General features: G+C 69.3%; 23 protein-coding genes. 13 read left to right on the forward strand and 10 right to left on the reverse strand.

All coding sequences use genetic code 11. The features are described 5' to 3' along the window. Positions 1–47: 47 nt before the first annotated feature. Positions 48–1,382, forward strand: a complete 1,335-nt coding sequence (mnmE, locus tag MSPGM_RS07750; protein ID WP_261926245.1) for a tRNA uridine-5-carboxymethylaminomethyl(34) synthesis GTPase MnmE — start codon at positions 48–50, stop codon at positions 1,380–1,382. 13 nt (positions 1,383–1,395) lie between these two features. On the opposite strand, the gene MSPGM_RS07755 is transcribed toward mnmE, so the two are convergent. Further along, positions 1,396–2,418: a PAS domain-containing protein gene (locus MSPGM_RS07755; protein ID WP_261926246.1), complete on the reverse strand. Its 1,023-nt coding sequence runs from the start codon at positions 2,416–2,418 to the stop codon at positions 1,396–1,398. A gap of 367 nt (positions 2,419–2,785) precedes the next feature. Here MSPGM_RS07755 and MSPGM_RS07760 point away from each other — a divergent pair, with 367 nt between their 5' ends. From MSPGM_RS07760 to MSPGM_RS07780, 5 genes are all read left to right on the forward strand, one after another. Further along, positions 2,786–2,956, forward strand: a complete 171-nt coding sequence (locus tag MSPGM_RS07760) for a DUF6894 family protein (protein ID WP_261926247.1) — start codon at positions 2,786–2,788, stop codon at positions 2,954–2,956. 268 nt (positions 2,957–3,224) lie between these two features. Then, positions 3,225–5,099, forward strand: coding sequence for a tRNA uridine-5-carboxymethylaminomethyl(34) synthesis enzyme MnmG (gene mnmG / locus MSPGM_RS07765; RefSeq protein ID WP_003601464.1), 1,875 nt, complete (start codon positions 3,225–3,227; stop codon positions 5,097–5,099). A 34-nt stretch (positions 5,100–5,133) separates the two neighbouring features. Beyond that, positions 5,134–5,769: a 16S rRNA (guanine(527)-N(7))-methyltransferase RsmG gene (gene rsmG / locus MSPGM_RS07770; protein WP_261926394.1), complete on the forward strand. Its 636-nt coding sequence runs from the start codon at positions 5,134–5,136 to the stop codon at positions 5,767–5,769. After that, entirely contained in the window at positions 5,766–6,626 is an 861-nt protein-coding gene (locus MSPGM_RS07775; protein WP_003601462.1) for a ParA family protein, read from the forward strand. The genes rsmG and MSPGM_RS07775 overlap by 4 nt, the downstream gene beginning before the upstream one ends. A gap of 33 nt (positions 6,627–6,659) precedes the next feature. Next, a complete protein-coding gene (locus MSPGM_RS07780; RefSeq protein WP_043707379.1) occupies positions 6,660–7,556 on the forward strand; it encodes a ParB/RepB/Spo0J family partition protein in 897 nt (298 codons plus the stop codon). 64 nt (positions 7,557–7,620) lie between these two features. Here MSPGM_RS07780 and holA read toward each other — a convergent pair whose 3' ends face one another. Both holA and lptE read right to left on the reverse strand, forming a co-directional pair. After that, positions 7,621–8,652, reverse strand: coding sequence for a DNA polymerase III subunit delta (holA, locus tag MSPGM_RS07785; protein ID WP_012752506.1), 1,032 nt, complete (start codon positions 8,650–8,652; stop codon positions 7,621–7,623). Positions 8,653–8,662: 10 nt separating this feature from the next. Further along, on the reverse strand, positions 8,663–9,217 hold the full coding sequence (lptE, locus tag MSPGM_RS07790; protein ID WP_003601459.1) for an LPS assembly lipoprotein LptE: 555 nt from the start codon (positions 9,215–9,217) through the stop codon (positions 8,663–8,665). Positions 9,218–9,515: 298 nt separating this feature from the next. Between lptE and MSPGM_RS07795 the strand changes: the two genes are divergently transcribed. The 4 genes from MSPGM_RS07795 (at position 9,516) to MSPGM_RS07810 (ending at position 11,892) form a co-directional block, all read left to right on the forward strand. Beyond that, positions 9,516–9,959, forward strand: coding sequence for a hypothetical protein (locus MSPGM_RS07795; protein ID WP_244414034.1), 444 nt, complete (start codon positions 9,516–9,518; stop codon positions 9,957–9,959). A 134-nt stretch (positions 9,960–10,093) separates the two neighbouring features. After that, the gene (locus MSPGM_RS07800) at positions 10,094–11,197 is read left to right on the forward strand and encodes a DUF2125 domain-containing protein (RefSeq protein ID WP_003601457.1); all 1,104 of its coding nucleotides are present in this window, start codon (positions 10,094–10,096) and stop codon (positions 11,195–11,197) included. Between the two features lie 52 nt (positions 11,198–11,249). Beyond that, positions 11,250–11,546: a DUF6516 family protein gene (locus MSPGM_RS07805; protein WP_003601456.1), complete on the forward strand. Its 297-nt coding sequence runs from the start codon at positions 11,250–11,252 to the stop codon at positions 11,544–11,546. Next, a complete protein-coding gene (locus MSPGM_RS07810) occupies positions 11,533–11,892 on the forward strand; it encodes a hypothetical protein (RefSeq protein ID WP_003601455.1) in 360 nt (119 codons plus the stop codon). The genes MSPGM_RS07805 and MSPGM_RS07810 overlap by 14 nt, the downstream gene beginning before the upstream one ends. A 35-nt stretch (positions 11,893–11,927) precedes the next feature. On the opposite strand, the gene MSPGM_RS07815 is transcribed toward MSPGM_RS07810, so the two are convergent. The 7 genes from MSPGM_RS07815 to ispG all read right to left on the reverse strand — a co-directional run bounded on the left by MSPGM_RS07815 (position 11,928) and on the right by ispG (position 21,950). Then, positions 11,928–12,872, reverse strand: a complete 945-nt coding sequence (locus MSPGM_RS07815; protein WP_012752508.1) for a glycosyltransferase family 2 protein — start codon at positions 12,870–12,872, stop codon at positions 11,928–11,930. Positions 12,873–12,889: 17 nt separating this feature from the next. Then, positions 12,890–13,828 (reverse strand): prephenate/arogenate dehydrogenase family protein, encoded by a 939-nt coding sequence (locus MSPGM_RS07820; RefSeq protein WP_003606274.1) that lies wholly within the window; start codon positions 13,826–13,828, stop codon positions 12,890–12,892. After that, positions 13,825–14,943, reverse strand: coding sequence for a histidinol-phosphate transaminase (hisC, locus tag MSPGM_RS07825; RefSeq protein ID WP_003606273.1), 1,119 nt, complete (start codon positions 14,941–14,943; stop codon positions 13,825–13,827). The genes MSPGM_RS07820 and hisC overlap by 4 nt, the downstream gene beginning before the upstream one ends. 215 nt (positions 14,944–15,158) lie before the next feature. After that, entirely contained in the window at positions 15,159–15,644 is a 486-nt protein-coding gene (locus MSPGM_RS07830; RefSeq protein WP_003606272.1) for a hypothetical protein, read from the reverse strand. 146 nt (positions 15,645–15,790) lie between these two features. After that, positions 15,791–18,025: a TonB-dependent siderophore receptor gene (locus MSPGM_RS07835; protein WP_012752509.1), complete on the reverse strand. Its 2,235-nt coding sequence runs from the start codon at positions 18,023–18,025 to the stop codon at positions 15,791–15,793. A gap of 271 nt (positions 18,026–18,296) precedes the next feature. Continuing rightward, positions 18,297–20,303 (reverse strand): potassium transporter Kup, encoded by a 2,007-nt coding sequence (locus MSPGM_RS07840; protein ID WP_012752510.1) that lies wholly within the window; start codon positions 20,301–20,303, stop codon positions 18,297–18,299. A 318-nt stretch (positions 20,304–20,621) separates the two neighbouring features. Beyond that, on the reverse strand, positions 20,622–21,950 hold the full coding sequence (ispG, locus tag MSPGM_RS07845; protein WP_003601088.1) for a flavodoxin-dependent (E)-4-hydroxy-3-methylbut-2-enyl-diphosphate synthase: 1,329 nt from the start codon (positions 21,948–21,950) through the stop codon (positions 20,622–20,624). 331 nt (positions 21,951–22,281) lie between these two features. Here ispG and MSPGM_RS07850 point away from each other — a divergent pair, with 331 nt between their 5' ends. From MSPGM_RS07850 to metF, 3 genes are all read left to right on the forward strand, one after another. Continuing rightward, entirely contained in the window at positions 22,282–23,526 is a 1,245-nt protein-coding gene (locus MSPGM_RS07850) for a patatin-like phospholipase family protein (RefSeq protein WP_003601086.1), read from the forward strand. A 91-nt stretch (positions 23,527–23,617) separates the two neighbouring features. Next, positions 23,618–24,667, forward strand: a complete 1,050-nt coding sequence (locus MSPGM_RS07855) for an ArsR/SmtB family transcription factor (RefSeq protein WP_003601084.1) — start codon at positions 23,618–23,620, stop codon at positions 24,665–24,667. A 99-nt stretch (positions 24,668–24,766) separates the two neighbouring features. Further along, complete coding sequence (metF, locus tag MSPGM_RS07860; RefSeq protein ID WP_003601082.1) at positions 24,767–25,699, forward strand: methylenetetrahydrofolate reductase [NAD(P)H]; 933 nt, start codon at positions 24,767–24,769, stop codon at positions 25,697–25,699. Positions 25,700–25,751: the final 52 nt, after the last annotated feature.

Genomic DNA, 25,751 nt, shown 5'->3' on the forward strand with positions numbered 1-25,751 from the left:
TCCCCATAGGAGGAATCGGGCGCGGCGGCGGGATAGCCTCTACCGTCATGTCCCCACCCCTTCCCGACCGCGACGACACCATCTTCGCTCCGGCGAGCGGCTTCGGCCGTGCGGCGGTGACGGTGGTGCGCATCAGCGGACCGGCGGCGGGGCTAGCGCTTGACCGGCTGGCCGGCAGGCGCCCGGAGCCGCGCCGTCTCTCCCTGCGCCGCCTGCGCGACCCTGACTCCCGCGACCTCCTCGATCAGGCCCTCGTGGCATGGTTGCCGGGCCCTGCCACCGCCACCGGCGAGGACATGGCCGAGCTGCATCTGCATGGGGGCCTGGCCGTGCGGTCCGCCGTGCTTCGGGCGCTCGGACGCGTGCCGGGTTGCCGGCCAGCGGAAGCCGGGGCGTTCAGCCGCCGCGCCTTCCTCAACGGCCGGATCGACCTGACCGAGGCGGAGGGCATCGCCGACCTCATCGACGCCGAGACCGAAGCGCAGCGTGTCCAGGCCCTGCGTCAGCTCGACGGTGCCCTCGGCCGCCAGGTCGCGGCATGGCGCGAGACCGGCATCGATCTGCTCGCCGGAGCGGAGGCGGCCCTCGATTTTGCCGATGAAGGCGATGTCGATGAGGACGGCCTCGATGCCGCCCTGTCCGGCCGCGCCACCGCCTTGCGCGATGCGATCCGAGCCGCGCTGGCCGACGGACGCCGGGGCGAGCGCCTGCGCGAGGGGTTCTGCGTCGTGCTGGTGGGCGCTCCCAATGCCGGAAAATCGACTCTGCTCAATGCGCTGAGCGGGCGCGACGCGGCCATCGTCTCGGACATTCCGGGCACGACCCGCGATACCATCGAGGTGCGCTGCGATCTCGGCGGGCTACCGGTCGTGCTGGTCGATACCGCGGGCCTGCGCGAGACGGCGGATGCGATCGAAGCGGAGGGCGTCAAGCGCACGCAAAGCCGGATCCGCAGCGCCGACCTCGTGCTGCATCTCGTGCCGGCGGACGGCAAGGCCGACGCGGGGCGCTTTGCGGACGTCCCCGTCCTTCTCGTTCGCACGAAAACCGACCTCGCGCCGGAGGTGCCGGGGGAGGGCGGCCTCGCCATCTCGGCCGTCACGGGTGCCGGACTCGACGCGCTGTTGGATGCCATCCAGGCCGCGGCTCAAACGGCCCTCGGTCAGGGCGACGCCCTCGTCACCCGTGAGCGTCATCGCGAGGCTTTGTCCCGGGCCGCGGCTTATCTCGACCGGGTCGCCACCGCAGCGGCCGGCTTCCCGCCGGAACTGGTGGCGGAGGATCTCCGGCTCGCCGTCCGGGCGCTGGGCGAGGTCGGGGGGCATGTCGGCGTCGAGGAGATGCTGGACCGCCTCTTCGCCGGCTTCTGCATCGGCAAATAAGGGACGACAGGGGTTAGCGCCGGAACAGCGCGATCCGGTTGCCCTCGACGATCTGAAAGCCGATCCCGCCCTTCTGAAGCGCGGCGACCGCCCTCTCATGGCTGTGGGCACGACGCCCGCCGGCATTCTCTTCGAGGCGGCGGACGGTGGCGAAGGATAGCCCGCCCGCCTGAGCCAGATCCTGCATCGACCAGCCGAGCAGCGCCCGCGCCGCCCGCAAATGGCTGCCATCGATGCTCTGCACCAGCCCTCGGCGCACCGGATCGACGACAGGCGCCTTGGGGCCACCGAGCCGCGATGCGTAGGTCGCCCAGGTCTCGGTGCGCCCCGCGGCGTCGCGAACGGGGGTGTAGAGAAAGCGGAACGCGCCCTGGTCGCCATCCGCCAAGAGCAGGCGCTTCGAGACCTCGAACGACTTCCCCTCGGCGATCATGGCCTGAATGTGAGCCCGCATGCGGGCGCGGTCGTCGGGGGCGACGATCCGGTCGCAATCGGCCCTGAACATCTCCGCGCTCACACCGGTCAGGCTGAGGATCTCGGGCGACGCCGTCCGCTGCCCGCCGACATAGAGCGCGGCATTGGACCAGGATTGCAGCACCTCGAACAGAGCCCATTGGCGACGGCGCTCCATGCGCAACGCCGCCGCCATCTGCTCGCGATCCGTCACATCCAGCACGATGCCGGCCGCCGCGCGCGGGCGGCCTTCGGGCGTGTGATAGACGGTGCCCTGAAGGTTCAGGATCCGCAGGCCCCCGTCGGGGCGCAGCACACGGACCGTGTGCGTGCCGAGCAAACCGTCGCGTCTGACGTCATCCGCTCGCTCGAGCCGGTCCTGATCCTCTGGGTGTACGAACTGGATCAGCCGTTCATAGCTCGGTGTGACCTCGCCGACCTCGAGCCCGAGCAGGCGGAAGAGGCCGGGCGACCAAACTTGGTCCCCCGTTGCAAGCGTCCAGCCCCAGCTACCGGTGAGGCCGAGACCTTCCAGAAGCCGCAGGAAGTCGGACGAGGTGAAGCTGAGATCCACCGCGTTCATCGATGGGTCGATGCCGGAAGGCTGCGCGATACGGAAGGGCCTGAACGATTTTTGCTCACCTCTCACCGGGGAACCGGGCTGATCTGCGAGAACCGCCCGCTATCCCGACCGCCGGACTGAACGCTCATCCCCGTATGTCTTGATTTTGCGCAACTTTATTGCCGGCGATACGCGGCGAACTATTTTGCTTAAATGCTGTAAAATATTATTCCGATCGTGAGAGAAATAGACCAGTTTATGGCGGTGCATAGATTGTCATCGCGCCATATGAGCATAAAATGCTCAAAAAAATGTCGAGCAGAGTCTTTATTCGCGTTGAGCCATCAGGCATCATTGCTTGTCTTTAGGCTCAATGACCGAATGCGACATGCCAAGGTACTTCTTCAACGTGCACGACGGCCTCGGCATCGTGGATGACGACGGGGTCGAATGCGTCGATCTGGAAGCGGCCCTGCGCGCAGCCGTCCACTTTGCCGGTTCGCTGCTCAAGGAATCGGGCCATCGGTTGACCCTGGGGATACGTGGTCCCTTGAAGTGATCGAAGAGGCGACGTCCTCGGCCTTCCGCATCGACCTTCAGATACGCCCCTCCCTTGCCTCGACCGCCTCGGAGCCATCCCGGTCCGCCGCCTGACCTGAACTGCGCAAAGCCCTGCGCTGGCCATCAAGCCTGAGCGGCAACCGGAGCGTTTTGCAGGACCGACATCGGGAAAGCGGGCAGGGCCAAAGGCTCCGAGCCCTCGCCAAATCGGGCGATGAAGCGGGTCTGCGTTGACCTCGCTGATGGCGCGCGCATAAGCACGGGTCATGCACGCCCATTCTTTCAGTTACGACGTTATCGTCGTCGGCGGCGGCCATGCCGGCGTCGAGGCGGCCGCGGCAGCCGCGCGCGTCGGCGCCCGCACCGCTTTGGTGACGCACCGGGCGGCCACCATCGGCGCGATGTCGTGCAACCCGGCCATCGGCGGCCTCGGCAAGGGCCATCTCGTGCGCGAGGTGGACGCCCTTGACGGGCTGATGGGCCGTGTCGCGGACGCCGCCGGCATTCAGTTTCGCCTGCTCAATCGCCGCAAGGGCCCGGCCGTGCGCGGCCCGCGAACCCAGGCCGACCGGGCGCTCTACGCCCGAGCGATGCAGGCAGCGGTCGCAGAGACCCCGGAACTCACCGTGATCGAGGGCGAGGCCGACGACCTGACCGTGCGTTCAGGCCGTGTCGCGGGCGTGACGCTTACGGACGGGCGCGCGCTTACCGCGGCGGCGGTCGTCATCACCACGGGTACCTTCCTGCGCGGCCTCATCCATATCGGCGAGCGGCAGATCCCCGCCGGCCGCGTCGGCGAAGAGCCCGCCGTGGGGCTGGCGCGCACGCTCGACCGACACGGCTTCCGCCTCGGCCGCCTGAAGACCGGCACGCCGCCGCGCCTCGATGGACGCACGATCGATTGGGCCGCGCTGGAGATGCAGCACGCGGACGCGGAACCCGTGCCGTTCTCGACCCTGACCGAGCGGATCACCACGCCGCAGATCGCCTGCGGCATCACCCGCACGACCCAGGCGGTGCACGACCTGATCCGGGCCAACCTCCACCGCTCGCCGATGTATTCCGGCGGCATCAGCAGCCGCGGCCCGCGCTATTGTCCCTCGATCGAGGACAAGGTCGTGCGCTTCGGCGACCGCGAGGGCCACCAGATCTTCCTGGAGCCGGAGGGGCTCGACGATCCGACCGTCTACCCGAACGGCATCTCGACGGCGCTTCCCGAAGAGGTTCAGGCCGGCATCATCGCCGCCATCCCCGGGCTGGAGCGCACCCGCATCCTGCGCCCCGGCTACGCCATCGAGTACGATTACGTCGATCCCCGCGAACTAGACGCGACGCTTCAGACCAAGCGTGTGCCCGGCCTGTTCCTGGCGGGCCAGATCAACGGCACCACCGGATACGAGGAAGCGGCAGGGCAGGGGCTCGTCGCCGGCCTCAACGCGGCCCGGCTGGCGGGCGGCTCCGATCTCGCGATCTTCGACCGGGCCGAATCCTATCTCGGCGTGATGATCGACGACCTCGTCACCCATGGGGTGAGCGAGCCCTACCGCATGTTCACTTCTCGCTCGGAGTACCGCCTGAGCCTGCGCGTCGATAATGCCGACGAGCGCCTCACGCCCCGCGGCGCGGCTCTCGGCTGTGTCGGCTCGGTTCGGGCCGCGCATTTCGCAACGTCCCAGGCCGCTTTGTCCGAGGCACGCGCCCGGCTCGACACTCTTAGCCTGACCCCGAATGAAGCGGCCCAGCACGGCCTTGCCCTCAACCATGACGGGCTGCGCCGCAGCGCCTTCCGGATCCTGTCCTATCCGGAGATCGGCTGGGAGCGGCTTGCGGCGGTCTGGCCCGAACTGGCGGCGGTGCCCTCGCGGGTCGCGGAGCGCCTCCGGACGGACGCGACCTACGCCGTCTATCTCAATCGGCAACAGGCCGACATCACGGCCTTCCGCCGCGACGAGGCGGTGCGCCTGCCGACCTCCCTCGATTACGGCGCCATCGCCGGCCTTTCCAACGAGATGCGGGTGAAGCTCGACGGCGTGCGCCCGACCACTTTGGGACAGGCCGCCCGCATCGAGGGCGTGACACCGGCCGCCCTGACCCTGCTTGCTGCCCATGCCCGCCGGGGCCGGGTTCAGGCGTCGGCATGAGAAGGCCGGCCTGCCCCGACCCGAGGACGGCAGAATGAGCACTGATCTGCGCACACGTGTCTTCAGCGAGCATCATGTTTCACGTGAAACAGCCGCGTCTCTTGATCTCTACGTTGCACAGCTCACCCGCTGGCAGACCGTCAAAAACCTCGTCGGCCCTGCGACGCTGAAGGAGGTCTGGCACCGGCACATTGCCGACGCCCTCCAGCTTCTCAGCATCGCCCCCGAGGCGACCCGCTGGCTCGATCTCGGATCGGGTGCCGGCATCCCCGGTCTCATCCTCGCCCTAGCCGGCAAGGAACGGCCGGGCTTTCACGTCCGTCTGGTCGAGAGCAACGCGCGCAAATGCGCCTTCCTCTCCGAGACCGCGCGCCTCACCGGTGCGCCGGTCACCGTCCACAATGCGCGCATCGAGGCGGTGATCGGCACCCTCACCGATACCGAAATCGTCTGCGCCCGTGCCCTCGCCCCACTCTCGCAACTGCTCGCCTGGACGGAACCTTTGTTGACAAGCGGCACCACCGGGCTGTTTCCGAAGGGACGTGATGCAGCCACGGAATTGACCGAGGCCGAGGATGAGTGGACATTCACCCGCGACCTGATTCCGAGCCGCACCGACTCGCAGGCACGGATCGTGCGCGTCACGTCGCTTTCCCGCGTGGACCCATGACCGACTCATCCACGGCCTCACCGGCGCAGGTTGCTCCTGCTCACCCCAAACCGCTGCGCGTGCTCGCGCTCGCCAACCAGAAGGGCGGTGTCGGCAAAACCACGACGGCGATCAATCTCGGCACGGCGCTGGCCGCCATCGGCGAGCAGGTGCTGGTGATCGACCTCGATCCGCAGGGCAACGCCTCGACCGGTCTCGGCATCGATCGCCGCCGCCGTAAGGTCTCGACCTATCATGTCATGGCCGGCGAGGCCCCGCTGGTGGACGCGATCACGCCGACTGCGGTGCCGCGCCTCTCGGTCGCTCCCTCGACGATGGACCTGCTCGGCCTCGAACTCGAACTGGCGAGCGCCTCCGACCGGGCCCACCGCCTGCGCAACATCCTGCGCGACCTCACGATGCCGGAGGGGATCGAACCGATCAGCTACGTGCTGATCGACTGCCCGCCCTCGCTCAACCTGCTCACCATCAATGCGCTCGCGGCCGCCGATGCGGTGATGGTGCCGCTGCAATGCGAGTTCTTCGCCCTCGAAGGATTGAGCCAGTTGCTGCGCACCGTCGAGCAGGTTCGCGGAGCACTGAACCCCAAGCTCCAGATCCAGGGCGTCGTGCTGACGATGTACGACCCGCGCAACAACCTCTCGACCCAGGTGGTCGCCGACGTCCGCGGCTTCATGGGCGACAAAGTCTACGAGACGATGATCCCGCGCAACGTGCGCGTCTCGGAGGCGCCCTCGCATGGCAAGCCGGTGCTGCTCTACGATCTCAAATGCGCCGGCTCGCAGGCCTATCTGCGGCTCGCTTCCGAAGTGATCCAACGCGAGGGCCGGGCGCCCCCGCCCGCCGCAGCCGCCTAAGTCTTTTGAAAGTTTGGAGTTTCGATCGTGGCAATGGCGGATGATACGGCGCGCCCGCGGCTCGGCCGCGGCCTTGCGGCGCTGATCGGCGACTTTTCCGACGACGCGCCGGAGGAGGCGGCCCGCACCGCCGGGCATGCGCAGCGCAAGGTGGCGGTGGAGTTCCTGCGCCCGAACCCGCGCAACCCGCGCCGCCGCTTCTCGGAGCCGGAACTCGACGAGCTGGCGGCCTCGATCCGCCAGCGCGGCGTGATCCAGCCGATCGTCGTGCGTGCCCTCTCGGGTGTACCCGGCACCTTCGAGATCGTCGCCGGCGAGCGGCGCTGGCGCGCGGCCCAGCGGGCGGGCCTCAACGAGGTGCCGGTGGTGGTGGTCGAGATCGACGACCGCACCTCGCTCGAATACGCGATTCTGGAGAACGTCCAGCGGGCCGACCTGAACGCCATCGAGGAGGCCTCGGGCTACGAGCGGCTGATGGGCGAGTTCAAATATACCCAGGCCGAGCTGGCCGACCTGCTCGGCAAGAGCCGCAGCCATCTCGCCAACACCCTGCGCCTGCTCCAGCTTCCCCCCGGGATTCAGGACCGGGTGATCGCCAGCGAAATCACCGCCGGCCATGCCCGCGCGCTTCTCTCCGTGCGCGACCCGGAGGCGGTGGCCCGCCGGATCGTCGCCGAGGGGCTGTCGGTGCGTGAGGTCGAGGCACTGGCCGCGGCAGAGGCCCCGCAGGACGACACACCGCGCCCCGGCCGTCCGCGCCGCTCCGCCGAGGGCGACGCTGCCCTGCGCTCGCTGGAGGACGTGCTCGGCCGGGCACTCGGCTACAGCGTGGCGGTGAAGGCCAAGGCGAGCGGGGAAGGCGAGATCCGCATCCGCTACACCAGCGCCGAGGAGCGCGACGCGCTCTGCCGCAAGCTCGGCGGAGCCTGAGGGGCTAAAAACCGCCGCTCTCACGAAGCGAGCACCTGGGGCTGAGAAGAGCCCGGCGACGCACTCAGGCGCGCCGCCGCGCGGCCTCGATGGCGATCCGCAGGAACACGCCCTGCGCCTGAGCGTGGGCGAGGTCCGGCTCCGAGCGGCGGCAGGCGAGCACGGCGTCCTGGAGCCACGCCACGGCCTGTTGCAGCCCCGGTGCCGACCAGCGGGCGAGTTGGGTTTCGGCCAGTGCCTTGCGGCGGAAATGCAGGCCGCGCCAATTGGCGACGATCTGGTTCGCGCTGCCGCGCGGATTGTCGAGGCGTAGGGAGAGCAGCGTCAGGGCGTGGCGCAGCCCGGCGCCGAGCATCGCCGAGGGGTCCATCCCTTCATGGCGGAAGCGGCGATACTCGCGCTCGGCCTCGCTGGCACGGCCGGCGAAGGCCGCGTCGATCAGAGCGTTGAGGACGCTCGCTCCGACATCGCTGACGATCGCCTCGACGTCGTCCACGCCGACGCTGCCCTGGCCGCGGGCGTAGAGGGCAAGCTTACCGATCTCGGACAGGCTGGCGCGGCGGTCGCTGCCGAGGCTGCCCGTCAGCAGGTCGCGGGCGTCGCGGTCGATGCGCAGCCCGTCCTCCTGCAGCGTGCGCTCGATCAGATCGGCGAGCGTGCGCTCGTCGTCGGGGTAGCAGGGCAGGGCGAGCGCCTTGGGCGATCCCTCGCAGAGCGTGCGCAGGGGGGCGGAGCGGGCGAGGTCGCCCGCCTCCACGACGATGCGGGCGCCTTCGGTGGGCGCCTTCAGCACGGCATCGACGGCCGGCGCGTAGTTGCGGCTGCCGGAGCGGACCCAGATCGTGCGGCTGCCGCCGAACAGGCCGACGGTGCCGGCCTCGTCGACCAAGCGGCCCGGATCGGAGGCGAGGGTGTCGCCGTCGATCCTGATCAGCGCAAAGGGGTCGTCGGGGTCGGCGACCATCCCCCGGACCAGACGCATCGCCCGGTCGGCCACGAGGCCGACATCCGGCCCGTAGACCAGAACGACCGCAATGCGCGGATCGGGGCCGCGCCGGACCAGCCCCTCGACATCGCCGGCTTTGACCGCCGTCATGCCACGCCCGTCAGGGGTTCGTCTTGACGGTGAGGACGGAGGCGATCCGGGTCTTGATCTGTTCGGCGAGCACCTTGGCGAGGCGGATCTCGGCGTCGCGCGCGGCGCGCAACGAGGCGAAACGCTGGATCGAGCGATCGTAGGTCGCGGTGCCGGTCGCGACGCCCTCGGTGAGGACGCGGCGCCCGTCCAGGCTCTCCAGCGAGAACTTCACCGTGCCGACGATGGTGCCGGCCTCCGCCCGCGCCGTGGTCGAGGAGACGATCGGCGTCTGGACCTGCTCGGAGCCCTGCATCTTCAACCGGTAGCGCTTGGGCACGGCGGCCTGGCCGGAGCCGTCGAGATCAAAGATCAGCTCGCTGCGCAGGTAGTGCCCGAGGCGCTCCTGATCCTGCGCCATGTTCACGTCATCGACCTGGATCGCGGCGAGCAGACCCTGCATCGATTCGCCCGACGCCGTCGGCCCGTAGAGGGGACGAAAGCAGGCACCGAGATTCAGCGCGAGGCCGGCGGCGAGCGCGAGCCGCGCGATCCGAACCCCCGGCCTGTTCCTCGCCACACCCATTCCCCGCCCCAAGGCTGTTCCTCGCTGCGTCACGTCGATCCGTCCGAAAACCGGCGCTTCGACCCCAAGCGCAGCACACCGCTCCGCTTGTACGGCAGGCTTCGCGCCCGGTCACCCTGCCAGACTCGTGCTTTAAGAATGCTGTGCGGCGGGACCAAGATCGTTCGACCGAATCGGGACGCTGGGCGACCCCGTCGCTTGTGGAACCAAGGCGCGATCCCCACCTTATCCTGACCCCGGAAACCGTTCCGAACCAGCGCCTTGACGGCGATCGGACGAGCGCTGTAGAACAGAACAAATGGCGAACAAACGAGCCCTGTCCTGGTCGGTCGCGCTCCGCGATCTGAAGGACGATCGATCCCGGAGAGCGGATGTGCGCGAGGAGCGTCTCCGAACCATGGCGGGCCTGCGCGGCGTTGCTGCCCCCGCTTTGAGCGCGTGGCGCGGGCGGTCCGGCCGCCGCTACGTCGTCGGCGTCCACGAACTCGCCGAACCCGACCTCGCCGAGGTCGATGAGGCGGTGGTCATCGCCGTGCGGCGGGACGAGGCCGGCATTGCCCAGGCCGTGTCCATCGCCGCGACCGGTAAGGGGCCGCGCGAGCGCCTGCACCGCAACTGGCTGGCCCGCGCCCGCCAGGAAGGCGCGACGGAGATGCATGTTCACCGCCTCGCCGAGGGGGAGACCGAGCGTCGCGCCGTCGTGCTCGACCTCGCCGCCGACACGGAGCAGGGGAACGCCTGATCCCGTGCCCGGCCGGTGTCCACTCGCTGGCCTGTGAAAGCCGGCGGGAGGGCAGGGCCCTTGCCTTGGACAGCCCCGGTCTCCAAACACGGGGCGTCCGGCCTCTCCTGCCGGGCCGCGCAGGAACGAGGCCGATGGCGCAGACACCCGATCCCATTCCCGGCGGATCGCCCCCCCGGCGGCGGCGAATCGGCCTGTTCCTTCCCTACATCCTGCTTGCCATCCTCGTCGTCGCCTGGACCGCCGCGTGGTTCTTCATCCGCGGCAAGGCCGAGAGCGAGATGGATGCGTGGCTCGCCCGTGAGGCGCAGGCCGGCCGGCAATGGACCTGCGCCGACCGCTCGATCACCGGCTATCCCTTCCGCCTCGAACTGCGCTGCGGCTCGGTCCGCTTCGCCCGCTCCGACGGCAATTTCACCCTCGGGCCGACCACCGCCGTGGTGCAGGTCTACGATCCGCGCCACGCCGTTCTCGAAGTCGCCGGCCCCTTCCGTGTCGAGCAGGGCGATCTGACCGCCGACGTGACCTGGACGTCTCTCGAAGCGAGCTTCCACGCCGCTTCGAATGGCTTCAGCCGCGCCTCCGTCGTCGTCGATGGCCCCAAGGGCACGGTGCAATCCCCCGATCCGGGCCCGGTGGACTTCGCCGTCCAGCACCTCGAGCTCCACGCCCGGCCCACCCCCGGCCGCTTCGAGAGCGACGGCGCCGTCGACATCAGCCTGCGCCTCGCCAAGGCCGCTGTGCCGCAGCTCGACGCCTTGAGCGGCAGCGGCGAACCGGCCGATGTCGATCTCGACACGACCATCGAACGGGCCACGGTGCTGCGCACCGGCACGGTGGCGCGGGAACTGGAGAAATGGCGTCAGGCCGACGGCCGCCTCGACGTGACCCGCCTGTCGATCGCCAAGGGCGAGCGCCGCCTTCAAGCCAAGGGCGAAGTCGGCCTCGACGAGGCGCATCGCCCCGAGGGACGCTTCGACATCCGCGCGCTCGGGCTCGAAGCCCTGGTCGGGCAGGTGATGGGCCAGCGCTACGGCTCGGACAAGGGCGCGTTGATCGGCAACCTCGTCGGCCAGTTCCTCGGCGGCCTGCGCAAGCGCGAGAGTGCCGCCGGCGAGGTGCAGGCGGCCGACAGCCCCAACGGCCTCAAGCCCCTGCCGACGCTGCGCCTGGGCGACGGGCGCCTCATGCTCGGCCCGCTTGCCGTGCCGAACGTGGTGCTGCCGGCCCTGTACTGAGCGGGTGCCACCCGGTGCTTGACGGCCAGGGCTGTTGTCATAACATACCAACATGAAGGCGGCGCTCGTCATACGCCGTCGCGTGATTTTCGGCGACCGAGATTTCGCGGAACTGGTGGTGTGGCGTGTGCCTGAGCCGGTTCCGCCGTCAGCGCACCGCTTCAAGTACCGCCTCGTCTACATCGTGGACGGGGTGCGGGTGATCGGCTTCGATAACGAACGCGGCAAGGGCGACCACCGGCACGATGGCGGCGAGGAAACGCCGTATCACTTCTTGGGTGTCGATCGTTTGCTCGACGACTTCGTCGCAGCCGTCGAGAGCTGGAGAAGGGACCATGGCAAAGACTGAGATCGAGGTCGGCCGGTCCCTGCGCGAGGCTGCGGCGGACGTGGCGAAGGCTTGGAAAGCCGCTCAGGACGATCAGCCGGCTCCTGCGAGCGACCGCATCCTGTTCCGGGATTGGGCGGCCCTGTGCGCGGTTCTGACGCCCAAACGCTACGAACTCCTGCGCCACCTCCGGCGCTCATCCGAGAGCGGCATCCGTGCCCTCGCCCGATCGCTCGGGCGGGATGTCCGACGCGTGCACGAGGATGTGGTGGCGCTGACGGAACTCGGCTTGGTGACGCGAGAGGCCGACGGCCGCCTGTCGAGCGACGTGGACGAGATCACCTCGACGATCCGCATCGCGGCCTGATCTGGGCGCCCGATACAGACTGCTCCGACCCTCGCCTACCAGGGGCGCGGCGCCCCAAAAATTTTGCGCCGGACGAAGCGCCCAGCGGCTTCCACTCGCGGCCTGTGCAGATGGCGCAGCCGCCACAGGCGATGCTCCCGCGGCGCGACCGGCTGCGCCAGCTCGGGCACGGCGGCGCTGCGTGCGCGCAGCCGCGCGGCCTCGGACGGGGCGACACTCTCCACGTAAGCCAGGAGATGGCGCATCTCGTCGAGGGTTGGCCGGACCCAGCTGGCCGTCCGGGTGCACGGCTCCGTCTCCGCGCGCGTTTCGGGCGGCGGCGCGCTCGGAACGGGACGGGGATAGTGGTTGAGCCGGATCTCCCCGTGCCGCACGGCGAGGATCGCGCCGGGCCGCTGCGGGTCCGGCTCGGCGGGACCGAAATCGCTCATCAGCCGCTCGCCCCGCACGAGTTCCGTCATGTGCGGGTCGGCGATCGTGGTGATGGCGCCCTGCCGGTAGATCGAGGTGACGACGCGGTTCTCCGCGTGGTCGGCCTGCGCGAGAGAGCGAGGGAAACGGCGCAGGACGAGCCCGGAGGCAGGACCCTCCGGCGCCGTGGTGTCGAAGACGCGCCGGTTGACCACCACCGCGCCGGCATGCGGCGGGATGCGGGCGATCCAGTCCTCGATCGAACGGCCGGGCGCCGGCACCAGGAATTCATCGGTGCCGAGGAAGGCGGCGAAGCGGAACAGCCGCGCCCACGAGGCGAGGAAATGGTCGTAGGCCGCAAAAAGCGGGGTGCGGTCGACGCGGGTCGGGCAGGGCAGGGTGGTGACGCCGATCGCCGCCTGCGCCTTCAGGAACGCCGCGGCCTCGCTGTCGAGTCCGTTGTCGTAGATCACGAAGTGGCGCACGCCGACCGCCCGGTGGAAGGCGAGCCATTCGAACAGCTCGGGTGCCGCCCCCTCGACGACGGCAACGATGGCGAATGTGCGCATCTCGGGCGCCCTTTCCTTCAGCTCTGCTTCGCCGCGGGCGCCGCCGCGTTGCGGGCGCGGCCGAAATCCGGCTCGGCCGTTTCCTGGCCCATGGCGACGATGCCGCGGCGGATGGTGCGGGTGCGGGTGAACAGCTCGTGCAGGGCCTCGCCGTCGCCCCAGCGGATCGCCCGCGACAGGGCGGACAGATCCTCGTTGAAGCGCCCGAGCATTTCCAGCACCGCGTCGCGGTTGGTCAGGAAGATGTCGCGCCACATCGTCGGGTCGGAGGCGGCGATGCGGGTGAAATCGCGGAAGCCGCCGGCGGAGAATTTGATCACCTCCGACTGGGTGACCTCTTCGAGGTCGGCCGCCGTGCCGACGATGTTGTAGGCGATCAGGTGCGGCACATGGCTGGTGATGGCGAGCACGAGGTCGTGGTGCTCGGGCGTCATGGTCTCGACGATGGCGCCCAAGCCTTGCCACAGGCCCTGCACCCGCTCGACGGCCGCCGGATCCGTCCCCTCCGGCGGCGTGAGGATGCACCAGCGGTTCGAGAACAGGGTGGCAAAGCCCGAGTCCGGCCCGGAATACTCGGTGCCCGCCACCGGATGCGCCGGAACGAACGGATTGGCGGGGGACAGATGCGGCGCGACGGCCGCCACCACCGCGGCCTTGACCGAGCCGACATCCGAGATCACCGCGCCCAGCTTCAGATGCGGCGCGATCTCGGCCGCCACCGCGCCGATGGCGCCCACGGGCACGCAGAGGATGACGAGATCGGCCCCGGCCACCGCCGAGGCTTCGGTGCTCGCCTCGTCCGCCAGATTCAGGGCGTTCACTCGGTCGATCACGCCCGCGTCGCGGTCGATCGCCACGATGTCCCGCGCCAGCCCATAGGTCCGGGCGCCGCGGGCGATCGAGGAGCCGATCAGGCCCAGCCCGACGATGGCGAGGCGCTCCACCCCCTCGGTCACGAACGCTGGGCTCCCAGGAAGGCGGCCAGCGCATCCACGAAGGCGCGATTGGCCTCCTCGCCGCCGACGGTCACCCGCAGGGCGTTGGGCAGGCCGTAGGAGGAGACGCGCCGCACGATCACGCCTGCGCGTGTCAGATGCGCATCCGCTTCCGCCGCCGTGTGGCCGGGCCTGTCCGAAAAGTGGATGAGCAGGAAGTTGCCGACGCTCGGCGTCACGGTGAGCCCCAGCGCCTCGACCTCGCGGGTGAGCCAAGCGAGCCATTCGTCGTTGTGGGCCACCGCCGCAGCAACGTGAGCCTCGTCGGCGATCGCCGCCGCCCCGGCCGCGATGCCGCCCGCCGAGAGATTGAACGGCCCGCGGATGCGGTTGATCGCATCGACCACGGTTTCGGAGCCGACCATCCAGCCGATGCGCTGCGCCGCGAGCCCGTGGATCTTCGAGAAGGTGCGCGTCATCACGACGTTGGCGGCATCGAGCGCCATTTCGAGGCCGGCGGTGTAGTCGTTGGCGCGCACGTACTCGGCATAGGCCCCGTCGAGCACGAGGAGCACGTTGCCGGGCAGGCCGGCATGCAGGCGGCGCACCTCCTCGAACGGAAGGTAGGTGCCGGTCGGGTTGTTGGGGTTGGCGAGGTAGACGATCCGGGTGCGGGGCGTGACCGCGGCGAGGATGGCATCGACATCCGCCGTCAGGTTCGTTTCCGGCGCCACCACCGGCGTGCCACCCGCCGTCAGGATCGCGATGCGGTACACGAGGAAGCCGTGCTCGCAGAAGATGCCCTCGTCGCCCGGCCCGACGAAGGCCATCGCCAGCAGCGTCAGCAATTCGTCCGAGCCGGCACCGCAGACGATGCGGGCGGGATCGATGCCGTAGCGCGCGCCGATCGCCGTGCGCAGGCGGGTCGCGCTGCCGTCGGGATAGAGGGCCAGCGTCGCGGCCTCGGCCCGCAAAGCCTCGATCGCGTGCGGGCTCGGGCCCAAAGGCGTCTCGTTCGAAGAGAGCTTGTGGATCTTCGCCACACCCGGCGCGGCGCTCTTGCCGGGCACGTAGGCCTCGATGGCGAGCACGCCGGGGCGCGGCTGAGGGCGAAGCACGGGATCGGTTGCGGACATGGGCCAGGGCCAGCGGGAGAGACGGACGCGGGTATCGCCCGTCCCTCTACAGCATTTCGCGGGCGCGGGGAGCCGCCGCGGACCCCGATGCGCGCCGATCAGGCCGTCGCCAACGTCGCGACGGGGCAGAGTCCGGCGCTCCGTATGGTGATCCGGACCTCTTCACAGGTCATGCCTCGCCCAACGCGGCCGTTTCTCCGCGGGGATCGGGACAGCTATGGCTGCGCCGGCTTGCCTCCCGGCGCGGGGACCGGCTCGCCGGCGCCCGGCGGCAGCAGGACGTTCTTCACCACGTTCCCCTCAGGGCCGTACTCGCCGGCCACCGCGAGGCAGGCCTGTTCGCGGTTGAGGTTCATCTGGTTGGACATCAGGGTGAAGATGCCGATCACCCGGTTGCCGAAGGGGCCGCGGGGGCTCACGTCCTCGGGCCGCGTGTTCTGCTTGGCGAGCAGCGCCTCGAATTCGGGCGCGTTGAGCCGATAGCCGCAGACATTGACCGCCGAGAAGATGTAGGCGGCAAATTCCAGCGCCCGCGGGCTCGGCGCGTTGCGGATCGGCCGCGGCGGGGCAGCCTCCCGCGAAGGCTCTTGCGAGGGGTTCTGCGGCGCGGTCGCGGCAGGCGGTGGGGCGGTGTCCTGCGCGGCGGCAGGGTAAGCCGTGCCGCCGATCAGGGCGGCGGCGATGAGGGAGCGGACGATCATGGCGGTGGGGCGTTCCTCGAGATACGGATTCTCACGATCCGCTTAGACAAACCCGAGATAGCCCGGCCGCCCGCCGCCTCCAAGCTGACGCAGGGCCCGCGGACGGGTCCTGCGGCGATTCGTGCACGGTCGCCCGCGCCAGCGGCTCACCAGCGATAGCTCACGCTCGCCAGCACGCGGCGGGCCTCGCCGTAGAAGCAGGAATTGGCCGACTGGCACGAGGTGACAAAGCGGCGGTCGCCGAGATTGGCGGCGGTGATCGCCATGCGCCAGCGCTCCCAGTTGTAGTGCACGGTCGCGTCGAACAGGATGTAGTCCGGCACTTTCAGATTGTTGAGCTGGTCGGCATAGGAACGCCCGACATAGCGCACGCCTCCACCGAAACCGAAGCCGCGCCAGTCACCGAGGGGGATCGTGTAGTCGGCAAAGACCGAGGCGAAGGTCTCCGGCACGTTGGTCGGGGTCTTGCCGACGAGGTCGCCGAGTGCGGCGTCCCGGACGCGGGTGTATTCGAGATCGTAATGGGTCACGGCCGCGACGACGTTCAGCCCTTCCGCGAGGCTGGCGACGAACTGCCCCTCGATGCCGCGCGAGCGCACGGTGCCGAGCTGGGTGCTGCCGAAGCCGACGATGACCGGGAAGGGCGGGTTGTCGCGCACGAGGTCGAAGGCAGCGATGTTGAGGGAGAAGCGCTCGCCGACCGGCTCGATTTTCAGGCCGACCTCGATCTGCTCGCCCCGATCCGGCGAGAGCGATCCTCCGGTGATGGCATCGACGCCGATCTGCGGCTGGAACGAGGTCGAGTAGGCGACGTAGGGCGCGACGCCGGGATCGAAGTTGTAGAGCAGCGCGATGCGGCCGGTCAGCGCCGTATCGGTACGGGACGTGCTCGTGTCCGGCGCGAGCTTCCTGAGCACGTCGCTGTTGGCGATGTCGTAGCGCAGGCCGCCGATCAGGCTCAGCCGGTCGGTGAGCTTGATCTGGTCCTGGGCGTAGAAGCCGAGCTGCCGGAAGCTGTTGACGTCGACCTGATAGGGCAGGGGCCGGCCGACGATCTGCCCGTAGAGCGGGTTGATGATGCTCAGGTTCGGCGCGGGGAAGAGCGAAGCCTGATTGTCGTAGAGCGAGTAGTTCTTGTAATCGATGCCGAACAGCACGTCGTGGGCGACGAACCCATCGGAGAATCGGGCCTCGGCCTGGTTGTCGACCTGGAACAGGCTGACCTTGTCGCTGTACTGGAACTGGTAGCGGGAGAGCTGCGTCTGCGGCAGGTCGGCGTAGCCGAGCTGGCCGATATACGAATTCTGCGTCGCGTCCGAGAACGAGTAGCGGAAGTTCTGGCGCACGGTCCACACGTCGTCGACCGCGTGCTCGAACTCGTAGCCGGCGAAGACCTGCTCGCGCTGGAAGCTGTTGATGCGCGGATCACCCACATTGAGGGAGCGGTCGATGCGCAGGCCGCTCGCGTTGGGGCGCACGGTACCGGCATAGGGCAGGAAGTTCGCGGTCACGGCCGTGGAATCGCGCTGATAGCTTGTCAGCACCGTGAAGGTGGTGCCGGCATCCGGCCGCCAGGTGAAGGCCGGGGCGATATAGGCGCGATCGGAATCCGCGCCCTCGACCTGGGTGCCGCCCTGCCGGCCGATACCGGTGAGGCGGTAGAACAGGTGGCCGGAATCGTCGGCCGGGCCGCCGACGTCGAAGGCGCCGTAGACCTGCCCGAACGAGCCGCCGGCGATCTCGACATAGCCGAAGGGCGCGAGCGTCGGGCGCTTGGTGACCTGGTTGACGAGGCCGCCGGGGTTGCCGGCACCGAACAGCACCGCGGCCGGACCGCGTAGCACCTCGATGCGCTCCAGGCCGAAGGTCTCGGTCTTCAGCGTGCCGAAGCCGTAGTTCAGCAGTTGCAGGCCGTCCTTGTAGATCCCGTAATCGCTCGCCACGAAGCCGCGCAGGGTGAAGAAATCAACGCGCTCGTCGGCGCCGTAGACGCCGGAATAGATGCCGGCGGTGTACTGCGTCGCCTGGGTCAGCGTCTGCGCGCCCTGCGCCTCGATCTGCTCGCGGCCGATCACGGTGATCGCCTGGGGCGTCTCGATCAGGGGCGTGTTGGTCTTGGTCGCGGTGACCGAGCGGGTGGCGACGTAGCCGGCGACGGGGCCGCGCGGATCCTCGGGCGCCGCGCGTCCGTCGGCGCCGCGCTGGGCCGGCGGACCGCCGGTGGCGCCGGCGCCCCGGCCGCTGCCTTCGACCGACAGTTCCTCCAACCGTGCCGTCGCCTGTTGCGCGGCGGCTGCAAGGGTCAGGGCCATCAACGAGGCGCCTGTGAGCGCCATCGTCCGCAGGGCGCGGACGCCGACGAGAGTGCGAACCGACCCCATACTCCTGACCCCATCTGCCCAGAACAGCCGACAGCCTCCGCAAGGACGCGCGGAATGGGATCGGTCTGTTGTTTGGAATTATGCTAAACTGTTGTTGTTGCTTACTTTTCGTAAGCTCAGCCGTAAGAGACGGCGCGCGGGCACGCAAGACAGTCGCGCGCAAATGACCGTCCTGTAGCGAGCCGGCCACAGGATCTCCGCACAACCATCGAGTGTCGTCTTTGAGGAGAACGACCGTTTGGCGACCCCGCCGCGCGGCGGGGGGTCGATGCTACACGGTTACTTGCGTGCCGACCTCGACGACGCGGCCGGTCGGGATCTGGAAGAAGTCCGTGGCGTCGTTGGCGTTCTTGGCCAGCGTGATGAAGATCCGGTCCTGCCAAAGCGGCATGCCGGAATGGGCGGCCGGGCGGATCGAGCGGCGCGACAGGAAGAACGAGGTCGACATGATGTCGAACTTGAAGCCCTCGCGCTTGAGCAGGGTCAGGGTGCGCGGGATGTTGGGCGTCTCCATGTAGCCGAAGCGCATCACCACCCGGTAGAAGCCGAAGCCCACGGGCTCGATGCGCACGCGCTCGCTCTGCGTGGCGCGGGGCCGGTCCATGGTCTCGACGGTGAGCACGACGTTCTTCTCGTGGATCACCTTGTTGTGCTTCATGTTGTGCAGGAGCGCGGCCGGGGCGATCTCGGGATCGCTGGTGAGGAAGACCGCGGTGCCCTTCACCCGCTGGTAGGAGGTGCTCTTCTCCAGCATGCCGACGAGCTCGACCAGAGGCACGTCGGTCTTGCGGGTCTTGTTGAAGAGGATCGTGACGCCCCGCACCCAGGTCCACATCATCAGCATCAGGCCGCCCGCGAGCATCAGGGGCACGTAGCCGCCCTCGTGCAGCTTCAGCAGGTTCGAGAGCAGGAACAGCGACTCGAGCACGATGAAGGGCATGATGATCGCCGCCGAGACGAGCGGCGAGAGGCGCACGACCTTCCACAGCACCACGTAGGCCATGGAGGCGGTGAGCAGCATCGTGCCCGTCACCGCGATGCCGTAGGCCGAGGCGAGCGCCGAGGAGGAGCGGAAGCTGATCGCCAAGATCACCACGCCGAGAGCGAGCAGGGTGTTGATCTGCGGCAGGTAGATCTGGCCCGAATGCGCCTCGGAGGTGTGGCGGATCTCCATGCGCGGCAGCATGCCGAGCTGGATCGCCTGCCGCGACAGCGAGAACGCGCCGGTGATGACCGCTTGGCTCGCGGTGACGGTGGCGAGCGTGGCCAGCAGCACCATGGGGATCAGGCCCCATTCCGGCACGAGCTGGTAGAACGGATCGGTGGTCTCCGGCTTGGCCAGCACGAGGGCGGTCTGGCCGAGATAGTTCAGGACGAGGCAGGGCGCGACGAGGCCGAGCCACGCCACCTGGATCGGGCGGCGCCCGAAATGGCCGAGATCGGCGAACAGGGCTTCTGCCCCGGTCACCGCCAGGAACACCGCGCCGAGCGCCACCAGCGCGCCGGTGCCGTGGCCGAGGAGGTAGTGCACGGCGTACCAGGGATTGAAGGCGGCCAGCACGCCGGGATTGCCGGCGATGTGCGGCAGAGCGGCGGCGGCCATGGCCAGGAACCACACCACCATGGCCGGCCCGAAGAAGGTCGCGACCCGCGCCGTGCCGTGGCTCTGCACCGCGAACAGGCCGAGGATGATCGCCACCGTGATCGGCAGCACGTAGTCCTCGAAGGCGGGCGTGACGAGCTTCAGGCCCTCCACCGCCGAGAGCACCGAGATCGCCGGGGTGATGACGGAATCGCCGTAGAACAGCGAGGCGCCGAGCAGGCCCAGCATGAACACGATCTTGGAGCCGCCGAGCGCGTGGCGGGCCTGGGCCATCAGCGAGAGGATGCCGCCCTCGCCGTTATTGTCCATGCGCAGCAGGATCGCGACGTACTTGATCGTCACGATCAGGAGCAGCGCCCAGATGATGAGCGAGGCGGTGCCGATCACCTCCTCGGCCAGAAGGATGCCGTCACTGCGCGAAGGCGCGAGCGCCTCGCGGAAGGCGTAGAGCGGGCTCGTGCCGATATCACCGTAGACGACGCCGACGGAGCCGACCGTGAGGGCCCAGAAGCCGGTCTTGGCGTGGCCGTGCGCCTCCTGCGGAGACGCATCGACCGCGCCCGCCGAGGCCGCGACCGGGCCTCCCTCGCCGGGCGCCGGCCCGCCCGCGACCGCGGCGACGGGGCCGTCCGGCAGGGTGGATCCGGCGGTATGGGGGCTGGCGGGCTGGGTCATCGGGCAGGCGTGCCTGGGCTCGCGCGTCGTCCGGCCGGGTGTGCCGGAGTCGCATGAAGGGAATGCGTCGGAGATGCGGATCGATGCGCGCCGGTCACCGCGGCGCCCCTGAGGCGGCCATACCACCGCACGCCGTCTCGCGGCACAGAAAACCACCCGCGTGCGGTTCGCGAGGCGCGAACCGGAGAGCACGGCGGGCGCGAGGCGGGGCGGAGGGCAGCGTGAGCGGTCCGCCGACAGGGCGGGCCGTCTCGGACAAAGACGGGCGGGCCGCTTCCCTCACCGCGAAGGTTTCGGGAGCCGGCCCACCCGAGGGGCTCACTCTGCGGCGTCGCGCTTGCCCTGGCCGAAGCGGCGCTCGATGTAATCGACCACGATCGTCTCGAAGTCCTTGGCGAGCGTGGCGCCGCGCAGGGTCATCGCCTTCTTGCCGTCGATGAAGACCGGGGCGCTCGGGCTCTCGCCGGTGCCGGGCAGCGAGATGCCGATATCGGCATGCTTCGATTCGCCGGGACCGTTCACGATGCAGCCCATCACCGCGACGTTGAGGCCTTCCACGCCCGGATAGGACTTCTTCCACTCCGGCATGGAGGTGGAGATCCAGTTCTGGATGTCGCGGGCGAGCTCTTGGAACGTCGTCGAGGTCGTCCGGCCGCAGCCGGGGCACGCCGCCACGAGCGGCACGAAGGTGCGGAAGCCCATGGTCTGCAGGAGTTCCTGCGCGGCCTTCACTTCCACGGTCCGGTCGCCGCCGGGCTCGGGCGTCAGCGAGTAGCGGATCGTGTCGCCGATGCCCTCTTGCAGCAGCACGCCGATGGCGGCGGAGGCGGCGACGATGCCCTTCGAGCCCATGCCGGCCTCGGTCAGGCCGAGATGGATCGCGTAGTCGGAACGGCGCGCCACTTCGCGGTAGACCGCGATCAGATCCTGCACCGCCGAGACCTTGGCCGAGAGGATGATGCGGTCCTTCGGCAGGCCGAGCGCCACCGCCCGGTCGGCGGAGGTCAGCGCCGACTGCACCATCGCCTCGCGCATGACCGCGCGGGCATCGATGGGGCGGGGCAGCTTGGCGTTCTCGTCCATCAGGTGGGTGAGGAGTTCGCCATCGAGCGAACCCCAGTTCGCACCGATGCGGACCGTCTTGCCGTAGCGGACCGCCTGCTCGACGATGGTCGAGAACTGGGTGTCCTTCTTCTCCTTGAAGCCGACATTGCCCGGATTGATCCGGTACTTGGCCAGCGCCTCAGCGCAGGCCGGATGGTCGGAGAGGAGCTTGTGACCGATGTAGTGGAAGTCGCCTATCAGCGGCACGTGCACGCCGATGCGGTCGAGCCGCTCGCGGATCTTCGGCACGGCGGCCGCCGCCTCGTCGCGATCGACGGTGATGCGCACCAGCTCCGAGCCGGCGCGGGCGAGCTGGGCGACCTGGGCCACGGTGCCGTCGATGTCGGCCGTGTCGGTGTTGGTCATCGACTGCACGACGATCGGGGCGCCGCCGCCGACGGTGACGGCCCCTTCGCCGCTGCCGATCTGCACGCCGACGGTGCGGTGGCGCGGTGCCGGCCCGGCGATCTCCGGCCCCGTCATGCTGGGGCTGCGGGAGTCGATCGGGTTTGCCAGGGCGTCGGGAGCTTCCATGACTTCCATCGTGCCTTCGCGGGTCAAACTGTTGTCCGCGCGTGCCGGCCGGGGGCGTCCCGCAGGCGCAGGGGCGATCCTAACCGAAACCGGCGCGATCCGCGACCTGCCGCCGCGACCGCGCGAACGGATGCGCGGCGCGCCTCGATCGCCAAGGCCGCTTCCATGTCGCATCCGGATCGGGATGTCGAGCGTATGCCGTGCAGATGCAAGGATGCCGACAGGCGAAAGCGCCTTATCATATCTTGCATTCGCCTGCCCGCGGGTCAAAGAACCGCACGGGCACACTTGCTGCTTTGCACCATTTGAAGGTGCGCCGCAATAAACGACGCGAGGCAAGATGGACACGACGAGCCCCGAACCTCAGGCCAGCAATGGCGCGGCACCGCAAGGACTGCGCGACGAGTCCCGACACGGGTCCGGCCCTGAAGACGGGTCTCGGCGCGACGTCTCGGCGCCCTTGGACACCCGGGCGCGGACCGGAACGCGCGACGACGCCCACAATCCGGCCACGGCCGTTCCGGACCCCATCGCCGATTCGACCCGGCCGGGCGAGAATTTCCGCGGCCTGGCCGGGCCGCGGGCGGAGAAGGCGGTCTCCCTCGCGCTCCAGGGGGGCGGTTCGCACGGGGCCTTCACCTGGGGCGTGCTCGACGCGCTGATCGAGGACGGACGCGTCGCCTTCGAGGCAGTCACCGGAGCGAGCGCGGGCGCGATGAACGCCGTCGTCCTCGTGGACGGCTGGCTCGCGGGCGGCCCCGACGGGGCCCGCGCTGCCCTGGAGAAGTTCTGGCGCGAGGCGAGCCTGGATGCCGACCTACGCCCCTCGCAGAAGGGCCTAATCGACGGCCTGTTCCGGTTCTGGAAGGGCAACCCGTTCTTCGAGGCCTGGGTGAAGGCGCTCAACCCCGGCCCCTACGCGACCAATCCATTCAACTTCAACCCCTTGCGCGACGCGCTGGAGCAGGCCGTCGATTTCGATCGCCTGCGCGCCGCCGACACCGCCAAGGTGTTCGTGTCGGCGACCAATGTCTGGACCGGCAAGCTCGCCGTGTTCGGGCGCGATAGCCTGACGGTCGATCACCTGATGGCCTCCGCCTGCCTGCCGACGGTGTTCCAGGCGGTCGAGATCGACGGCGTACCCTATTGGGACGGTGGCTATCTCGGCAATCCGGCCCTGTACCCGCTGCACGAAGCGAGCACCCGCGACATCCTGCTGGTGCAGATCAACCCCGTGGAGCGCCGCGAGACGCCGCGTTCGGCCAGCGACATCCAGGACCGGCTCAACGAGATCACTTTCAACGCCAACCTGATGCGGGAGCTGCGCTCCATCGACTTCGTGCACGGCCTGATCGACGAGGGCGGGCAGGGGCAGGTTCCGGGGCTGGAACGCGTCTTCCTCCACCGCATCGACGGGACCGACTCGCTCGACGGCTTCGCCGCCTCCTCGCGCACCGATGCCCGCTGGGGGATGATCGAGCGCCTGCGCGACAAGGGCCGCGCCGCCGCCAAGGTCTGGCTCTCGGAAGGCTACGACGAAGTCGGCGTGCGCTGCACCCTCGACCTCAAGCAGGCTTATCAGTAGCGGCCCGCCGCTGACGAAGGGGCCGGGTCGTCAGCGAAACCGTCAGCGAAACCCCTTGCCACCGGCTCGTTACGCACATAAAGATATCTTTATGTCTAGCGAGAGCGGCCCAACGAACAGCGCGACCACAGCCCCGGTGCCCTTCGCCGAGGCGCTCGCCGTGCTGCGGGCGGCGGCGGAGGAAACGCGCCTGCGCATCCTGGCGCTGCTGGCCGAGGGCGAGTTGTCGGTCTCCGACCTGACCGACATCCTCGGTCAGTCGCAGCCGCGCATCTCGCGCCATCTCAAGCTCCTCGTCGAATCGGGCCTGATCGAGCGACACCGCGAGGGCGCCTGGGCGTTCTTCCGCCTGCGTGAGGCCGCCATCGGCTTCGTCGAGCCCCTGATCGCGGCGCTGGAGCGCGCCGCGCCCCCGCTTTCCGAGGATCGCGCCCGGCTCGATTCGGTGCGGACGCAACGGGCCGAGGCGGCGCAGACCTTCTTCGCCCGGCTCGCCCCCAAATGGGACGGCCTGCGTTCCCTGCACGTGCCCGAGGCTGCCGTCGAGGCGGCGGTGCTCGACGCGCTCGGAGACCGGCCGATCCGCCACGTGATCGATCTCGGCACCGGCACCGGCAAGATGCTCGGCCTGCTGGCCCCCCTGGCCGGTCGCGCCACCGGGCTCGATTCGAGCCATGCCATGCTCTCGGTCGCCCGGGCCAATCTGGAGCGGATGGGCCTGTCGCGGGTCGATCTGCGCCAGGGCGACCTCCACGCGCCCCCCTTCGGCCGCGGCGGCTTCGATCTCGTGGTGCTGCATCAGGTGCTGCACTACCTCGACGATCCGGCCCGAGCGCTGCGCGAGGCGGCCCGCCTCGTCGCGCCGGGCGGGCGGTTGCTCGTGGTCGATTTCGCGCCCCACACCCTGGAGCAGTTGCGCGAAAGCCAAGCCCATCGCCGCCTCGGTTTCGGCGCGGAGCAGATCACGGGCTGGCTCGTCCAGGCGGGCCTGGGCGATGTCGAGAGCCGCGATCTCGCGCCCGAGGACGGCATCGAGCACCCGCTCACCGTCACCCTCTGGCTCGCGCACGACACCGCCGCGATCGAGGCGCAGACCCCGGAACATGCCCCGGCCCGCGCCCCGGAGCGCGTCGTGGCCTGAGCCTCAAGATCCAAGCTTCACGGTCCGAGCCTCACGGTTCAAGCCGACTTCCATCGACGACCGACACCACGACAGACGTCCAGGAGAAGGGACGAAGAGATGCCCAACGCCTCCCAACACCGCGCCAGCCGCGACGGCTTCCGCCCGATCCGGGTCTCGATCGAGTTCTTCCCGCCGAAGACCGAGGAGATGGAGAAGATCCTCTGGTCCTCGATCGAGCGTCTCGCGCCGCTCCAGCCGAAATTCGTCTCGGTGACCTACGGTGCCGGCGGCTCCACCCGCGAGCGCACCCACAACACCGTGGCGCGCATGGTGCGCGAGACGAGCCTCAAGCCCGCCGCCCACCTCACCTGCGTCGATGCGACGAAGGAAGAGATCGACGGGGTGGTGCAGTCCTACTGGGAGGCGGGCGTGCGCCACATCGTAGCCCTGCGCGGCGACCCGGCCGAGGGCGTCGGCCACAGCTACCGGCCCCATCCCGGCGGCTACGCGCAGACCTGCGACCTCGTCGCCGGCATCAAGCGGATCGGCGACTTCAAGGTCTCGGTCTCGGCCTATCCGGAGAAGCACCCCGAGGCCGCCTCGCTCGATGCCGACATCGAGGCCCTCAAGGCCAAGGTCGATGCCGGCGCCGATCAGGCGATCACCCAGTTCTTCTTCGATAACGAGATCTATCTGCGCTACCGCGACAAGGTGCGCGCGGCCGGCATCGACATCCCGATCATCCCCGGCATCCTGCCGGTGCAGAACTTCAAGCAGGCGGCCAACTTCGCCCGCCGCACCGGCGCCTCGGTGCCGTACTGGCTCGCGGCCCGGTTCGAGGGTCTGGAGAACGACGTCGAGACCCGCCGTCTCGTCGCCGCCGCGGTCGCCGCCGAGCAGGTGCTCGACCTCGTCGATGAGGGCGTGGAGGACTTCCACTTCTACTCGATGAACCGCTCCGACCTCGTCTACGCCATCTGCCACCTTCTCGGCCTGCGCTCCCAGGCACCGGCCAAGCCGGCAGTGAAGCCGGAAGCCAAGGCGGCCTGACCCCTCGTCACCGCGCTCCTGAACCTCATCCCGAACTGCGACCGCGCCGCGG

It is taken from the genome of Methylorubrum sp. GM97, assembly GCF_024347855.1.
Taxonomy (GTDB): domain Bacteria; phylum Pseudomonadota; class Alphaproteobacteria; order Rhizobiales; family Beijerinckiaceae; genus Methylobacterium; species Methylobacterium extorquens.

What these genes read in the sequence shown, in the direction of transcription:
- mnmE (WP_261926245.1), top strand. Translation starts at nt 48, where the DNA reads ATGTCCCCACCCCTTCCCGACCGCGACGACACCATCTTCGCTCCGGCG.
- MSPGM_RS07755 (WP_261926246.1), bottom strand. Translation starts at nt 2,418, where the DNA reads ATGAACGCGGTGGATCTCAGCTTCACCTCGTCCGACTTCCTGCGGCTT.
- MSPGM_RS07760 (WP_261926247.1), top strand. Translation starts at nt 2,786, where the DNA reads ATGCCAAGGTACTTCTTCAACGTGCACGACGGCCTCGGCATCGTGGAT.
- mnmG (WP_003601464.1), top strand. Translation starts at nt 3,225, where the DNA reads ATGCACGCCCATTCTTTCAGTTACGACGTTATCGTCGTCGGCGGCGGC.
- rsmG (WP_261926394.1), top strand. Translation starts at nt 5,134, where the DNA reads ATGAGCACTGATCTGCGCACACGTGTCTTCAGCGAGCATCATGTTTCA.
- MSPGM_RS07775 (WP_003601462.1), top strand. Translation starts at nt 5,766, where the DNA reads ATGACCGACTCATCCACGGCCTCACCGGCGCAGGTTGCTCCTGCTCAC.
- MSPGM_RS07780 (WP_043707379.1), top strand. Translation starts at nt 6,660, where the DNA reads ATGGCGGATGATACGGCGCGCCCGCGGCTCGGCCGCGGCCTTGCGGCG.
- holA (WP_012752506.1), bottom strand. Translation starts at nt 8,652, where the DNA reads ATGACGGCGGTCAAAGCCGGCGATGTCGAGGGGCTGGTCCGGCGCGGC.
- lptE (WP_003601459.1), bottom strand. Translation starts at nt 9,217, where the DNA reads ATGGGTGTGGCGAGGAACAGGCCGGGGGTTCGGATCGCGCGGCTCGCG.
- MSPGM_RS07795 (WP_244414034.1), top strand. Translation starts at nt 9,516, where the DNA reads ATGGCGAACAAACGAGCCCTGTCCTGGTCGGTCGCGCTCCGCGATCTG.
- MSPGM_RS07800 (WP_003601457.1), top strand. Translation starts at nt 10,094, where the DNA reads ATGGCGCAGACACCCGATCCCATTCCCGGCGGATCGCCCCCCCGGCGG.
- MSPGM_RS07805 (WP_003601456.1), top strand. Translation starts at nt 11,250, where the DNA reads ATGAAGGCGGCGCTCGTCATACGCCGTCGCGTGATTTTCGGCGACCGA.
- MSPGM_RS07810 (WP_003601455.1), top strand. Translation starts at nt 11,533, where the DNA reads ATGGCAAAGACTGAGATCGAGGTCGGCCGGTCCCTGCGCGAGGCTGCG.
- MSPGM_RS07815 (WP_012752508.1), bottom strand. Translation starts at nt 12,872, where the DNA reads ATGCGCACATTCGCCATCGTTGCCGTCGTCGAGGGGGCGGCACCCGAG.
- hisC (WP_003606273.1), bottom strand. Translation starts at nt 14,943, where the DNA reads ATGTCCGCAACCGATCCCGTGCTTCGCCCTCAGCCGCGCCCCGGCGTG.
- MSPGM_RS07830 (WP_003606272.1), bottom strand. Translation starts at nt 15,644, where the DNA reads ATGATCGTCCGCTCCCTCATCGCCGCCGCCCTGATCGGCGGCACGGCT.
- MSPGM_RS07835 (WP_012752509.1), bottom strand. Translation starts at nt 18,025, where the DNA reads ATGGGGTCGGTTCGCACTCTCGTCGGCGTCCGCGCCCTGCGGACGATG.
- MSPGM_RS07840 (WP_012752510.1), bottom strand. Translation starts at nt 20,303, where the DNA reads ATGACCCAGCCCGCCAGCCCCCATACCGCCGGATCCACCCTGCCGGAC.
- ispG (WP_003601088.1), bottom strand. Translation starts at nt 21,950, where the DNA reads ATGGAAGTCATGGAAGCTCCCGACGCCCTGGCAAACCCGATCGACTCC.
- MSPGM_RS07850 (WP_003601086.1), top strand. Translation starts at nt 22,282, where the DNA reads ATGGACACGACGAGCCCCGAACCTCAGGCCAGCAATGGCGCGGCACCG.
- MSPGM_RS07855 (WP_003601084.1), top strand. Translation starts at nt 23,618, where the DNA reads ATGTCTAGCGAGAGCGGCCCAACGAACAGCGCGACCACAGCCCCGGTG.
- metF (WP_003601082.1), top strand. Translation starts at nt 24,767, where the DNA reads ATGCCCAACGCCTCCCAACACCGCGCCAGCCGCGACGGCTTCCGCCCG.